The sequence below is a fragment of the Microbispora sp. ATCC PTA-5024 genome, from assembly GCF_000511135.2.
In the GTDB taxonomy this organism is placed as follows: Bacteria; Actinomycetota; Actinomycetes; order Streptosporangiales; family Streptosporangiaceae; genus Microbispora; species Microbispora corallina.
Window position 1 is genome coordinate 541,717 of record NZ_KI866524.1, and the last position, 13,812, is coordinate 555,528.

13 protein-coding genes are annotated in these 13,812 nt (G+C 73.5%); 10 read left to right on the forward strand and 3 right to left on the reverse strand.

Features of this window, described 5'->3' with window-relative positions; all coding sequences use genetic code 11:
- Positions 1–153: 153 nt before the first annotated feature.
- From MPTA5024_RS23105 to MPTA5024_RS23135, 7 genes are read left to right on the forward strand one after another with little or no spacing between them, the layout of a single operon-like run.
- Positions 154–1,305 carry an inositol-3-phosphate synthase gene (locus tag MPTA5024_RS23105; protein ID WP_036327926.1) on the forward strand — a complete coding sequence of 384 codons (1,152 nt, stop codon included), beginning with the start codon at positions 154–156 and terminating at the stop codon, positions 1,303–1,305.
- Positions 1,302–2,150 carry an SCO3242 family prenyltransferase gene (locus tag MPTA5024_RS23110; protein WP_036327927.1) on the forward strand — a complete coding sequence of 283 codons (849 nt, stop codon included), beginning with the start codon at positions 1,302–1,304 and terminating at the stop codon, positions 2,148–2,150. The genes MPTA5024_RS23105 and MPTA5024_RS23110 overlap by 4 nt, the downstream gene beginning before the upstream one ends.
- Positions 2,147–3,004, forward strand: coding sequence for a sugar phosphate isomerase/epimerase family protein (locus MPTA5024_RS23115; RefSeq protein ID WP_036327929.1), 858 nt, complete (start codon positions 2,147–2,149; stop codon positions 3,002–3,004). The genes MPTA5024_RS23110 and MPTA5024_RS23115 overlap by 4 nt, the downstream gene beginning before the upstream one ends.
- The gene (locus tag MPTA5024_RS23120; protein WP_036327932.1) at positions 3,001–3,606 is read left to right on the forward strand and encodes an EboA domain-containing protein; all 606 of its coding nucleotides are present in this window, start codon (positions 3,001–3,003) and stop codon (positions 3,604–3,606) included. The genes MPTA5024_RS23115 and MPTA5024_RS23120 overlap by 4 nt, the downstream gene beginning before the upstream one ends.
- Entirely contained in the window at positions 3,606–4,457 is an 852-nt protein-coding gene (locus tag MPTA5024_RS23125) for a TatD family hydrolase (protein WP_036327935.1), read from the forward strand. The genes MPTA5024_RS23120 and MPTA5024_RS23125 overlap by 1 nt, the downstream gene beginning before the upstream one ends.
- Positions 4,457–5,584 carry a metabolite traffic protein EboE gene (gene eboE, locus MPTA5024_RS23130; RefSeq protein ID WP_036327937.1) on the forward strand — a complete coding sequence of 376 codons (1,128 nt, stop codon included), beginning with the start codon at positions 4,457–4,459 and terminating at the stop codon, positions 5,582–5,584. Before MPTA5024_RS23125 ends, eboE begins: the two co-directional genes overlap by 1 nt.
- Positions 5,581–6,957: an alkaline phosphatase family protein gene (locus tag MPTA5024_RS23135; protein WP_036327940.1), complete on the forward strand. Its 1,377-nt coding sequence runs from the start codon at positions 5,581–5,583 to the stop codon at positions 6,955–6,957. Before eboE ends, MPTA5024_RS23135 begins: the two co-directional genes overlap by 4 nt.
- A 44-nt stretch (positions 6,958–7,001) precedes the next feature.
- On the opposite strand, the gene MPTA5024_RS23140 is transcribed toward MPTA5024_RS23135, so the two are convergent.
- Positions 7,002–8,231, reverse strand: a complete 1,230-nt coding sequence (locus MPTA5024_RS23140; RefSeq protein WP_051458666.1) for an adenosylhomocysteinase — start codon at positions 8,229–8,231, stop codon at positions 7,002–7,004.
- 98 nt (positions 8,232–8,329) lie between these two features.
- A complete protein-coding gene (gene ahcY / locus MPTA5024_RS23145; protein WP_036327944.1) occupies positions 8,330–9,757 on the reverse strand; it encodes an adenosylhomocysteinase in 1,428 nt (475 codons plus the stop codon).
- 178 nt (positions 9,758–9,935) lie between these two features.
- Between ahcY and MPTA5024_RS23150 the strand changes: the two genes are divergently transcribed.
- The 3 genes from MPTA5024_RS23150 to MPTA5024_RS23160 are packed head-to-tail and all read left to right on the forward strand — an operon-like array spanning position 9,936 to position 12,155.
- On the forward strand, positions 9,936–10,307 hold the full coding sequence (locus tag MPTA5024_RS23150; protein ID WP_036327946.1) for a MerR family DNA-binding transcriptional regulator: 372 nt from the start codon (positions 9,936–9,938) through the stop codon (positions 10,305–10,307).
- Between the two features lie 16 nt (positions 10,308–10,323).
- Positions 10,324–11,505, forward strand: coding sequence for a sensor histidine kinase (locus MPTA5024_RS23155; RefSeq protein ID WP_051458543.1), 1,182 nt, complete (start codon positions 10,324–10,326; stop codon positions 11,503–11,505).
- Positions 11,502–12,155 (forward strand): response regulator, encoded by a 654-nt coding sequence (locus MPTA5024_RS23160; RefSeq protein ID WP_036327948.1) that lies wholly within the window; start codon positions 11,502–11,504, stop codon positions 12,153–12,155. Before MPTA5024_RS23155 ends, MPTA5024_RS23160 begins: the two co-directional genes overlap by 4 nt.
- A gap of 12 nt (positions 12,156–12,167) precedes the next feature.
- Here the strand turns inward: MPTA5024_RS23160 and MPTA5024_RS23165 are convergent, their stop codons facing one another.
- A complete protein-coding gene (locus MPTA5024_RS23165) occupies positions 12,168–13,805 on the reverse strand; it encodes a DUF6114 domain-containing protein (RefSeq protein ID WP_051458544.1) in 1,638 nt (545 codons plus the stop codon).
- Positions 13,806–13,812: the final 7 nt, after the last annotated feature.

Here is a 13,812-nt window from a genome sequence, read left to right on the forward strand (position 1 = left end):
ATAGCGCATCACGCCGGGCGGCGGCCCACTCCGCACTGTGCCGCACCGTGGCCGCACCGTGGCCGCACAGTGCCGCACGTGGCCGCCGCCCGCGAGATCTCACCCGCCATGAACACCCCGCCGTTCCGGCGGACGACCGTGAGAGGAGACCAGATGAGTACGGGAGTATGGCTGATCGGAGCACGAGGATCGGTCGCGGTCACCAGCATGATCGGGGCGCTGGCGGTGCGGGCGGGCCTGGCCGAGCCGACCGGATGCGTCCTGGAGTCGCCCGAGCTGCACAGCGACGCCCTGCCCGGCATCGACGAGCTGGTTTTCGGCGGCCACGACATCTCCTCGATCCCCCTGGGGAAGAAGGCCGCCGCGCTGGCCGAGGCGGGAATCGTCCCGGCCCGGCTCGCCGCGGCCGTGCAGGACGCCCTGCTCGAGATCGAGCAGGACGTGCGGCCGCTGCCGGTCCGCGACACCCAAGCCGAGATCGCCGAGGCCGTCGGCGCCGACCTGGACGGTTTCCGCCGGCGCCACCACCTGGATCGGGTCATCGTGATCAACGTCTCGACCACCGAACCGGCGCCGCGACCACACCCCGCCCACGCCGACCTCGACGCGTTGCGGGCCGCGCTGGACGGCCCGGACCCCGTCCTGCCGCCCAGTGCCCTGGCCGCCTACGCCGCCCTGAGCGCCGGCTGCCCGTACGTCGACTTCACGCCCTCCACCGGCGCCCGCCTCCCCGCCCTCGACGCCCTGGCCCGCGGGCAGGGACTGCCGTACGGCGGCCACGACGGCAAGACCGGCGAGACCCTGGTCAAGTCGGTGCTCGCTCCGATGTTCGCCCTGCGCAACCTGAAGGTGCGCACCTGGTCCGGCACCAACCTGCTTGGCGGCGGCGACGGAGCCAACCTGGCCGATCCGGCGGCCAACGCGGCCAAGTCCGCCAGCAAACAGCGCGTGCTGCACGAGACGCTCGGGTACACCCCGCAGGGTGACACCCGGATCGACTTCGTCGAGGACCTCGACGACTTCAAGACCGCCTGGGACCTGATCACCTTCGAAGGCTTCCTCGGCACGCGCATGCGCATGGAGTTCACCTGGCACGGCTGCGACTCCGCCCTGGCCGCGCCGCTGGTCCTGGACCTGGCGCGGCTGACCGCGGCCGCTCACGGGGCCGGGCGTACGGGCCCGCTCACCGAGCTGGCCTTCTTCTTCAAGGACCCGCTTGGACAGGTGCCGCACGCACTGGCCGACCAGTGGCAGGCGTTGCGCGACGCGGTCGCCGCGTTCGACGTGCGGAACACGCGGCGATGACGGCTCCGCGCGACCTGTTCGACCTGGTCCGGGCACCAGCGGCGCTGTCCGTGCCCGGCGACGTCGTCGCCGGCGCGGCCGCCGGAGGGGCGCTCGGCCGGCGCACCGCCGGTCTGGCCTGCTCCTCGATCTGCCTGTACTGGGCGGGGATGGCCGCCAACGACTGGGCCGATCGGCATCTCGACGCGGTGGAGCGCCCCGAGCGTCCCATCCCCTCGGGGCGGGTGTCCGCGAACCAGGCCCTCGGCACGGCGGCGGCGCTCACCGTCGCCGGCCTCGCCGTGGCCGGGCTCACGGGAGGCCGGCGTGCCCTGACGGTCGCCGCCCCTCTGGCCGCCGCCATCTGGGCGTACGACCTGGCGGCCAAGTCCACGCCCGCCGGCCCGCTGACGATGGCGCTGTGCCGCGGCCTCGACGTGCTGCTGGGCGCCACTCCCGGTTCCTCCGCCGTCGCCGCGCTGCCTTCCGCCTTCACGATCGCCGCCCACACGTACCTGCTCACCGCGCTGTCGCACGGAGAGGTGTCGGGCACCGACCCGCGCCTGCCGGCGGCGACCCTGGCAGGCACCGTCGCGCTCGCCGCCGCCACCGTCCGCGGCGGTGCCGGTGCGGCGCAGCCGGCCCTCGCCGGCTGGTACGCCGCCCAGTTCGGGCTCCCCCAGGCGCGCGCCGTCGCCGACCCCTCGGCGGCGCGCGTCCGTGACGCGGTCAACGCGGGCATCGTCGGCCTGCCGGCCCTCCAAGGAGCCCTCGCCGCACGCGGCGGCGCCCCCCGCGTCGCCCTCGCCCTCGCCGCGGCGGTCCCGCTGGCCCGGCGCCTGGTCAGAAAGATCTCCGCGACATGAGGTTCGGCTACGGCACCAACGGCTTCGCCAATCACCGGTTGCCGGACGCCCTCGGCGTCATCGCCGACCTCGGCTACTCCGGAGTGGCCCTGACGCTCGACCACTCCCACCTCGATCCGTACGCCGACGGGCTGGGACCGCGGGTGGCGGAGATCGCCGACAGGCTGCGCACCCTCGATCTGGCGGTGGTCGTCGAGACAGGTGCGCGTTACCTGCTCGATCCGCGGCGCAAGCACGCCCCGACGCTGCTCGACGACGACCGGGACGTGCGGGTGGACTTCCTGTGCCGGGCCGTCGCGATCGCCGCCGATCTGGGCGCCGAGGCGATGTCGTTCTGGTCCGGCGTACGCCCGGACCGGATCGACCGGGCCACCGCCTGGAACCGGCTGGTCGACGGCTGCGCGCAGGTCGTCGACGCCGCTCGGCGCGCCGGTGTGCCGCTGGGGTTCGAACCGGAGCCGGGGATGCTCGTCGAGACGATCGCGGGCTGGCGGACGCTGCACGAGGCGCTCGGCGCGCCGGACGGCTTCGGCATCACCCTGGACATCGGGCACTGCCGCTGCAACGAGCCCGCTCCGGTGCCCGAGTGCGTCGCGGCCGTCGCCGGCCACCTGGTCAACGTTCAGATCGACGACATGCGGCGGGGTGTGCACGAGCACCTGGAGTTCGGCGAAGGGGAGATCGACTTCCCGCCGGTGCTGCGCGCGCTCGCCGACGCCGGCTACCGGGGCCTGGTCGCGGTCGAGCTGCCCCGGCACAGCCACGCCGCGCCCGCCGTGGCCGCGCGTTCGATCGAGTTCCTGCGCGAAGCCGAGAAGGCGTCCAGTCGCGATGCCGAGGGGAGCACGAGGTGACGCCATTGGAGCGGCTGCGAGCCGCGCTGCGGGACACGTCGCGGGACGAATGGGTGGACGCCGCGCTCACGGCGGCGGCCGAGCGGCCCGAGACGATCCGCCGGTCCTTCGCCGCCGCCGGGCGGCGCGTCGGACGGGCGCCGCTGCCCGGCGTCCCCGGATGGACGGCGGACGAGGCCGCCCGGGCCCTGCTGCTGGCCGCGCTGCCGGCGGACCGGGTGCCGGCCGAGACCGGCGAGCTGTACCGCTACGGCGACGCCGACGAGAAGCGGGCCGTGCTCAAGGCCCTGCCGATGCTCGCCGTCGGCACAGCGGGGCTGCCGCTCCTGCACGACGCGATCCGCACGAACGACGCGCGCCTGCTGGCGGCCGCCCTCGGCCCGTACGCCCGCCACCTCGACCAGGCCGCCTGGCGGCAGGCGGTGCTCAAGTGCGTGTTCACGGGCGTCCCGCTGGCCGCGGTGAACGGCCTGGGCGAGCGGGCCGACCCTGAGCTGGCGGCCATGCTGGCCGCCTTCTCCGACGAGCGCGCGGCGGCGGGGCGTCCCATGCCCGCCGATGCCGCCGCCCTGCTCGACCGTCTGACCCGCGAGGAGGCTTGATGCGCATCTTCGACCCGCACATCCACATGACGTCGCGCACCACGGACGACTACGCGCGGATGGCCGCCGCCGGAGTCCGGGCCGTCGTGGAGCCCGCCTTCTGGCTGGGCCAGCCGCGCACCAACCCCGGCTCGTTCACCGACTACTTCGACTCCCTGATCGGCTGGGAGCCGTACCGGGCCGCCCAATTCGGCGTCGTCCACCACGCCACCATCGCGCTGAACCCCAAGGAGGCGAACGACCCCCGCTGCCGGCCGGTGCTGGACCTGCTCCCGCGTTACCTGGACAAGGACCGGGTCGTCGCGGTCGGCGAGATCGGCTACGACTCGATGACCCCCGATGAGGACGACGCCTTCGAACGGCAGCTCGCGCTGGCCCTCGAGTACGACCTGCCGGCGCTCGTGCACACCCCCCACCGCGACAAGGCCCACGGCACCCGGCGCACCCTGGAGGTCGTCGCCGCCTCCGGAATCGCGCCCGAGCGGGTCGCCGTCGACCACCTCAACGAGGTCACCGCCGACATCGTGCGCGACTCCGGATGCTGGATGGGATTCTCGGTCTATCCGGAGACGAAGATGTCACCGCCGCGCATGGTGGAGATCCTCCGCCGTCACGGCCTGGACCGGATGCTGGTCAACTCCGCCGCCGACTGGGGGATCTCCGACCCGCTCCTCACCCTGGAGACCGGCAGGGCGATGCTGGCGGCCGGATTCACCGACGACGACGTCGACCGGGTGCTGTGGCGCAACCCCGTGGAGTTCTACCGCCAATCCGGACGCCTCGACCTGACCGCCATCGGCTCGACCGAGCCCACGTTCGCCGGCAGCTCCATCAAGCGCGGCGGCAGCTGATGCGGCTGCGCCATCCGGGAGGGGAGCCGCTGCACCTCAGCTACTGCACCAACGTGCACGCGGCCGAAGACCTCGACGGCATCATCGCCCAACTGGACACGTACGCGGTCCCGATCCGCGCCCGCCTCGGCACGGACGTCCTGGGACTCGGGCTCTGGCTGGCCGCGCCCGTCGCCGCCGCCCTCGCCGCCGACCCCGCGCTCCGTGCCCGGCTCCGCCGGGAGCTGTCCGCACGGTGCCTGGAGGTGGTCACGCTCAACGGCTTCCCCTACCGCTCCTTCCAGGACCCTGTCGTCAAGCACGCCGTCTACCACCCCGACTGGACGACGAAGGATCGCCTCTCCTACACCCTCGACCTGGCCCACGTCCTCGCCGACCTGCTGCCGGACGACGCGGCCCGCGGGTCCGTCTCGACGCTGCCGCTCGCCTGGCGGGACCCCTGGGACACCGGCATGGCCGACCTCGTCGCGCGAAGGCTCAGCCGGCTGGCCGACGGCCTGGCCGCCATCGAGTCGTCCACCGGGCGGGTCGTACGGGTGGGGTTCGAACCCGAACCGGGCTGCGTCGTGGAGAGCACCGGACAGGCCGTCGAACGGCTGGCCGGCGTCGACGGCGACCGGCTCGGCGTCTGCCTGGACCTCGCCCACCTGGCCTGCGCCTGGGAGAGGCCCGCCGACGCGCTGAAGGCGCTGGAGCGAGCCGGCCTTCCCATCGTGAAGGTCCAGCTCTCCGCGGCACTGGAGACCGCGGACCCGGACCCCCTGCGCGCGTACGCGGAGCCGCGCTTCCTGCATCAGACGCGCAACGCCGCGGGCGACGCCGCGGACGACCTCGACGAGGCCTTCGCGCGGCGGCTTCCCGGACCCTGGCGGGTCCACTACCACGTGCCTCTCCACGTCTCACCGGCACCGCCGCTGGCCACGACCATCCCGGTGATGCGTGAGGCGCTCACGCACCTCGTCGGCGGGCCGCGGCCGGTGTGCGACCACTTCGACGTGGAGACCTACACCTGGGGCGTCCTGCCACCCGCGCTGCGCCCGCAGACCCCCGAGCAGCTCGCCGCGGGCATCGCCGACGAGCTCGACTTCGCCCGTACCGAACTGCGGGAGCTGGGAGTGAGCACATGACATCGTTGCTGGTCCTGGACGTGGTGGGGCTGACCCCGAGGCTGCTGGCGCACATGCCGCGGCTGCGGGCCGTCGCCGCGGACGGCTTCCAGGCGGAACTCGGGACCGTCCTGCCCGCCGTCACCTGTTCCGTGCAGTCGACGTTCCTCACCGGCGTTCCCCCGGCCGAACACGGCATCGTCGGCAACGGCTGGTACTTCCGCGACCTCGGCGAGGTCCTGCTGTGGCGTCAGCACAACGCGCTCGTCGGGGGAGAGAAGGTGTGGCAGGCCGCCCGCCGCGAGCGGCCCGGCCTCACGGTGGCGAACGTCTGCTGGTGGTACGCGATGGGCGCCGACGTCGACTGGACGGTCACGCCCCGGCCGATCTACCACGCCGACGGGCGCAAGGAGCCCGACTGTTACACCGCCCCGCCGGAGCTGCACGACGAGCTGACCCGGGCGCTGGGTGTCTTCCCTCTCTTCACCTACTGGGGCCCGGGAGCGGGCATCGCCTCGTCGGCCTGGATCTGCCGCGCGACCCAGCACGTCATGGCGGCGCACGACCCCGACCTGACGCTGGCCTACATCCCCCATCTCGACTACGACCTGCAGCGATATGGGCCGTCCGACCCGCGGTCCGCCGCGGCGGCCGCGGAGCTGGACACCGTGCTGGCGCCGCTGCTGGACGCCGCCGCGGGGCAGGGACGGACGGTGGTCGCCCTCTCGGAGTACGGCATCACCGATGTCTCCCGCCCCGTCGACGTCAACCGCGTGCTCCGCGCCGAAGGGTTCCTCCGGGTCTACACCCAGGCGGGCATGGAGTACCTCGACCCGTGGACCTCGCGCGCCTTCGCCGTCGCCGACCACCAGGTGGCGCACGTCTACGTCTCCGACCCCGCCGACGTGCCGGCCGTGGCGAAGCTCTGCGCCGCCCTGCCCGGCGTCGCCGAGGTGCTCGACGACGGTGGAAAGAGAGCGAACGGCCTGGACCACCCCCGCTCCGGCGAACTGGTCCTGCTCGCCGAGCCCGACGCCTGGTTCACCTACTACTACTGGCTCGACGACGCCCGCGCGCCCGACTTCGCCCGCCTCGTCGAGATCCACCGCAAACCCGGCTACGACCCCGCCGAGCTCTTCTTCGACCCGGCGGACCCCGGCGCCGCCAAGCGCAGGGCGGCGGTGGCGCTGCTGCGCAAGAAGCTCGGCATGCGCTACGTCATGAGCGCCGTCGGCCTCGACGAGGGCGCCCGCGCGGTACGCGGCTCTCACGGGGTGCTTCCCGCCGACCCCGCCGACGCTCCGGTGCTGCTCTGCTCCGACCCGTCCCCGGCCAGGGAACGATTCGAGGCCACGGACGTCAAGAACCTGCTCCTGCGCCTCGTACTGAAGTGATCACCATGTGATCGCGTGCTCTGCCACGTCTCGGCCCTGACCCGTCAGGAGCCGAGACGCCAGGAGTGCAGGTAGTCCTCCTGCTCGGCGGTGAGGGCGTCGATGTCGATCCCGGTGGCGGCGAGCTTGAGACGGGCCACCTCGGCGTCGATGTCCGCCGGCACGTCGTACACGCCCGGTGTGAGGTTCGCCGACTCCGCCGCCAGCCACGTCACGGCGAGCGCCTGGGCCGAGAACGACATGTCCATGACGGCCGCCGGGTGGCCCTCCGCCGCGGTGAGGTTCACCAGCCGGCCCTCGGCCAGCAGCAGGAGGCGCCGGCCGTCCTGCAGGACGTACTCGTTGGTGTTGGGCCGGATGCCGAAGTGCGCCTCGCGGGCCATCTCCTCCAGCGCCCGGACGTCGATCTCCACGTCGAAGTGGCCGGCGTTGGCGAGGATCGCGCCGTCCTTCATGACGGCCAGGTGCTCGGCGCGGACGACGTCCCGGTTGCCGGTGACCGTGATGAACACGTCGCCGATCTCGGCGGCCGCGGCCATGGGCCGCACGTCGTACCCCTGCAGCGACGCGTCGAGCGCCTTGACCGGGTCGATCTCGGTGACGATCACGCGGGCGCCGAGGCCCTTGGCCCGCTCGGCCACGCCGCGGCCGCAGAAGCCGAAGCCCGCGACGACGACCGTGCGGCCGGCGAGCAGGACGTTCGTGGCCCGCATGATGCCGTCGAGGGTCGACTGGCCCGTGCCGTACCGGTTGTCGAACATCCGCTTCGTCCGGGTGTCGTTCACCGCGACCATCGGGAAGCGCAGCGCGTCCTCCGAGGCCATCTGACGCAGGCGGATGATCCCGGTCGTGGTCTCCTCACAGCCGCCGGCCACGTCGCCGAGCAGCTCGACCCGTTCGGTGTGCAGGATGTTGACCAGGTCGCAGCCGTCGTCGAGCACGATGTGCGGGCCGATGTCGAGCGCCTGGTGGATGTGCCGGTAGTAGGCGTCCTTGTCCACCCCGGCGCGGGCGTGCACCCCGATCCCGTACGACGCGAGGGCGGCGGCCACGTCGTCCTGCGTGGACAGCGGGTTGGAGGCGGCCAGCGCGATCTCCGCGCCGCCGGCCCGCAGCGCGCCCATGAGGACGGCGGTCTCGGCGGTCACGTGCAGGCAGGCCGCGATCCGCAGCCCGTCGAGCGGCCTGTCCTGGGCGAACCCGGCCCCGATGGCCTCCAGGACCGGCATCGCCCGGGCCGCCCACTCGATCCGCCGCTCCCCGGCCTCGACCATGTCGGAGACGACCACCCCGGCACCTCTCCCTCTTCCGTGCGCGTGGTCTCGTGGGACGCCCGGCGTGCGGACGTCCCACGGGATCGAGGAGGGGCCGGTCAGTAGCGGTAGTGGTCCGGCTTGTACGGGCCCTCGACGTCCACGCCGATGTACTCGGCCTGCTTCTTGGACAGCGTGGTCAGCTTGACGCCGAGCGCGTCCAGGTGCAGGCGGGCGACCTTCTCGTCCAGGTGCTTGGGCAGCACGTAGACGCCGATCGGGTACTCGTCGGTCTTGGTGAACAGCTCGATCTGGGCGATCACCTGGTTGGTGAACGAGTTCGACATGACGAACGACGGGTGGCCGGTGGCGCAGCCCAGGTTCATCAGGCGGCCCTCGGCGAGCACGATGATCGAGTGCCCGTCGGGGAAGACCCACTCGTCGACCTGGGGCTTGATGGTGTTCTTCACGATGCCGGGGATGCGGCCCAGGCCGGCCATGTCGATCTCGTTGTCGAAGTGGCCGATGTTGGACACGATCGCCTGGTGCTTCATCTGCGCCATGTGCTCGGCGGTGATGATGCCGTAGTTGCCGGTGCTCGTGACGAAGATGTCCGCGATGCCGACGACGTCCTCCAGGGTGGTGACCTGGAAGCCGTCCATCGCCGCCTGGAGCGCGCAGATCGGGTCGATCTCGGTCACGATCACCCGGGCGCCCTGGCCGCGCAGCGCGTCGGCGCAGCCCTTGCCCACGTCGCCGTACCCGCAGACCACGGCCACCTTGCCGCCGATCAGGACGTCGGTGGCGCGGTTGAGGCCGTCGATCACGGAGTGGCGGCAGCCGTACTTGTTGTCGAACTTCGACTTCGTCACCGAGTCGTTGACGTTGATGGCGGGGAAGAGCAGCTGGCCGTTCTTGTGCATCTCGTACAGGCGGTGCACACCGGTCGTGGTCTCCTCGGTGACGCCCTTGATGCTCTCGGCGACCCGGGTCCAGTGCTTGTCCTCGCCGACCGTGCGGCGGAGGGTGTCGAGGATGATGGCCCACTCCTCCGGGTCGTCCTCACCCGCGGTCGGCACGGCGCCGGCCTTCTCGAACTCGGCGCCCTTGTGGACGAGCAGGGTGGCGTCGCCGCCGTCGTCGAGGATCATGTTGGGGCCGGAGCCGTCGGGCCAGCGGAGGGCCTGCTCGGTGCACCACCAGTACTCCTCCAGCGTCTCGCCCTTCCAGGCGAAGACCGGCACGCCCTTGGGGTCGTCGGCCGTCCCGTCGGGGCCGACGACCACGGCCGCGGCCGCGTGGTCCTGGGTGGAGAAGATGTTGCAGCTGACCCACCGGACGTCGGCGCCGAGCGCGACCAGCGTCTCGATCAGCACGGCCGTCTGGATCGTCATGTGCAGCGAGCCCATGATCTTCGCGCCCCGGAGCGGCTGCGCGGCGGCGTATTCCTTCCGGGTCGCCATCAGGCCCGGCATCTCGTGCTCCGCGAGGCGGATCTCCTTGCGGCCGAAGTCCGCAAGGGCAAGGTCGGCGACCTTGAAGTCCATGAGAGTGTCCCTCCGTTGTCCGTCCCTGCGAGTTTAGGCGGCCCGGTCGCCCCCATGCATTCGCCAGAGTGCGAACCTCACACAAGAATGTGAGAATCGCACTCCAGAGGCTGCCGAGGGGCCTCTCGGGTGTCTAGCGTGGACGTCGGCGGCCCTCGCGGGCGGGGAAGGGGGGACCATGCGGATCACCGAGGCGGCCAGGCTGCTCGGCCTGTCCCCCCGCATGCTGCGCTACCGGGAGGCGCTCGGCCTGCTGCCGCCCGTACGGGACCGGGGCGCCCATCGCCGGTTCGGCCCCGACGAGCTGGAGGCCGTCGGCCAGGCCATGGAGCTGGAGCGCCGCTTCGACGTCTCCCCCGCCGAGCTGGCCTTCGCGCTGCGGGCCCTGTCGGAACCCGCCGTCGCCCAGGCCGTACGGGATCTGGGGGTGCGGATCGGCCGCATCCCGGCTCCCCGCAGAGCCCTGGACTTCGAGAAGGAGAAGGCCCTGCGCCTCCTCCGCCAGCGCTCCGGAGTCGCTCTCAGGAGTGACGACACCCGGCGGCGATAACGCCGACAATCACGGGGTGGACCTCACGACACCCCTTGACCGCATCGAGGCGGCGATCGCCGCCTTCGACGTCCGCCGGGCGGTGGACTCCCCGCTCGATGTGCTCATCGGCCTCGGCCTGGCCTTCCTCGCCGCCCTCGGGATGTACGGCGTCGGCGCCGCGCCGCAGAGCATGGCCGCCGTGCTGCTGGCCACCGCGCCCCAGGCCGTGCGCCGCCGCCACCCCTGGCTGAGCGTGGGCCTCACCGCCGTGGGCGCCGCCCTCCTCCTGGCGGCCCCGCCCCCAGTGGGCCTGTGGCCGGTGCCCGTCCTCGTCTCGGGCACGCTCTCGTTCTTCACCATCCAGCGGAGCCTGGGCCGGCGGACGGCCTGGCTGTTCACCGGCGTCCTGGTGTGCCTCCTGCCGCCTGCCCTCCTGTTCGCCGTCGTCGCCGCGGACGCCGATCCGTACCAGCTCGGAGGAGCCGCGGCGGGGGCGGCCGTGCTGCTGGTGGGGACGACCATGGCCGCCGACATCGGGCGCGGCCGTACGGAGGTGCGACAGGCCAAGGCAGACAACCTGGAGGCGCTGCGCGAGCAGGCCGCGATGGCCGAGCGGGCCCGGATCGCCCGGGAGATGCACGACATCGTGGCGCACTCCATCTCCATGGTGGCCGTCCAGGCCGAGACCGCGCCGTACACGATCCCCGGACTCGGCGACGACGCGAGGCGGGAGTTCGCGGAGATCGCCGTGGCGGCGCGCGGCACGCTGGCGGAGATGCGGCGGCTGCTCGGCGTCCTGCGCGCCGACGTGCCCGCCGAGACCGCGCCGCAGCCGGGGCTGGCCCGCCTGCCCGAGCTGATCGAGGCGCACGGCGGGGAGGTCGACCTCGACGTCGTCGGCGAGGCGCGGGAGCTTCCCCAGCCGGTGGACGTCTCCGCGTACCGGATCGTGCAGGAGGCCCTGACCAACGCCAGGGTCCACGCGCCGGGCGCCCGGGTGTCCATCGAGATCGCGTACCGGCCCACGATGCTCGTGCTGCGCGTCGCCGACGACGGTCCCGGCCCGGCCGCGTCCCCCTCGGGCGACCACGACGACGGGCCCGGCCACGGCGTCATCGGGATGCGGGAACGGGCAGCGGCCCTCGGCGGCTGGCTCACCGCGGGCGGCGGCCCGGGCGGCGGTTTCTTCGTCCGGGCGGGACTGCCCACCGGATGACGGTCATCAAGGTCCTCGTGGCCGACGACCAGCCGGTGGTGCTCAGGGGTTTCACCGCCGTCCTCGCCGCCCAGCCCGACATGGCCGTCGTGGGCGCGGCCGCCGACGGCGCGCAGGCCGTACGGCTCGCGCGGGCCGAGCGCCCCGACGTCGCCGTCCTCGACGTCCGCATGCCGGGCGTGAACGGCATCGAGGCCGCCCGCGCCGTCACCGGGCTCGGCGTCAGAGCCCTCATGATCACGACCTTCGACCTCGACGCGTACGTGTACGAGGCCCTCCTCGCGGGCGCGAGCGGGTTCCTCCTCAAGGACGTCCGGGCCGGGGACCTCGCCGAAGCCGTCCGGATCGTGGCTCGGGGAGAGGCGCTGCTCGCCCCCACGGTGACCCGGCGGCTGATCGCCGAGTTCACCCGGCGCCGGGCCGCTCCTCCCCCGCCGTCCCTGACGCCGCGGGAGTCGGAGGTGCTCCGCCTGATCGCGCGCGGGCTGTCGAACGCGGAGATCGCCGAGACGCTCGTGGTGAGCGAGCACACGGTGAAGACCCACGTCGCCCGGCTGCTGGCGAAGCTGGGCCTGCGCGACCGGACACAGGCGGTGGTCCACGCCTATGAGACGGGTCTGGTGCGGATCGGCGAGGCGGACGGCCCCTGACCCCGGACGCGCTCAGGACCCCACGACGAGGTGCAGGTCGTCGGCGCGCAGCGAGTCCGCGCTCACGTACGGCTGCTCGCTGACGATGTCGGTCATCGTGACCGGGACGTTCAGGGACGGCAGCAGCCTGAGCGCCCGCACGATCACGTTCGGGTTGTCGGCCGTGAACACCTGCGGGAGGCCGAGGAGCTTGCCGGTCATCCTGGTCGTGTAGATCACCACGTCGCCCTCGAACGTGAACGTCCTGCCCGTGAGGGTCGTGCCGCCCATCGTCTGCTGCGGCTGGTCGAGCACGGCCCGGTCCATGGTGAACCGCAGCATCTTGACCGAGCCCGTGGCGGTGGGCATCTCCACTACGCCGTGGAACTTCATGCCGGTCATCGTGAGCGAGGGCGCCCGGACCGCGGCCGGCTCGGTCGCCACCATGGGCGTGGAGCCCGTCCCGCCCGTCCCGGATCCGGAGGTCCCGCCCGACGGGCTGGGCGAGGGGGACGCGGCGCCGGGGAGGAGGGCCGGTGGCGGGCTCCCGGCCAGCGTGTCGCCGAGGCCGTCGAGGATCCCCGGAACGGACGGCAGCGAGGGCAGCACCGTCGGAAGCGCGGTCGGCAGGACGGTGGCGCCCGCGTCACGCGGTTCGGCGGCCGTGCCGGCCTGCGCCTGCCGCCCCCAGGTGTTCGCCACGGCCAGCAGGACGGCGGGCAGGACGGCGGGCAGGACGGCGACGGCCAGCGCCCTCCCGGCCGTTCCCGTCCTTCCCGGGCGTCCGCGCCCGGCGCGCGTCACCTCGCCGGAGCCCGGGCCGCGGCGCTCGCCGTGCCGGCCGGGGTCCGGTTGGCCGCGCTCCGAGTCGGCGTGCCCGTAACGGCCCGACTCGGGTTCGCCCCGCTCCGAGTCCGCGCGCCCGTGCCGGCCGGGGTCCGGGTCGCCGGAGACGGGATCTTCACGCTCGGGCTCCGGCCGGCCGTGACGGCCGGACTCGGGCCGCGCCGCTCCTCCGCCGGAGCCCGGGAGTGCTCCGGGTGAGGCGGGAGCGGGACCCGGCGGGCCGGGGTCGCCGGCGGCCGGCTGGCCGCCTTCGGGGTCGTCGCCCTCGCCCGGGTCGTCCCGGCCCGCGTGGTCGCCCTGCGGCGCGGCCTCGCGGACGCGGCCGATGAGGACGCGGGGGGCCTCCCCGGCCCGGTCGCCCGGGGACGGCTCGCGGGGCGGCGCGTCCAGCCGCTCCTCGCCGCTGACCACCCGGCGGTCGGTGAAGGTCATGCCGGTCTGCGGGAAGCCGCCGGGGGCCGGCTCCGCCGCCGGGGCGCCCTCACCCACCGGCGTCCAGGCCGCCGCCAGCGCGCCCCCGACGAGGCCGAGGAGCATGCCGACGAGGAAGCCGCCCAGGTTGGCGTACACGAACGAGGCGATGGACACGAGCACAGCGACCACGCCGAGGAACACCCGCTGCCCGGGCTGCAGCCACAGCAGCAGGCCGAGGATGATCAGCAGGAGCGAGATCAGGTACGTCGCGCCGACCGTGCCCGACTGGATCACCAGCGGCAGCGCCCGGGTCGCGAACGGGATGCTGAGGAGCTCCAGCCCGGCCAGGAGCGTGAGGAGCCCGCCCCAGAACGGCCGGGTGCGCCGCCAGGACCGTGCCGCGTCGCTCACGAGCGCC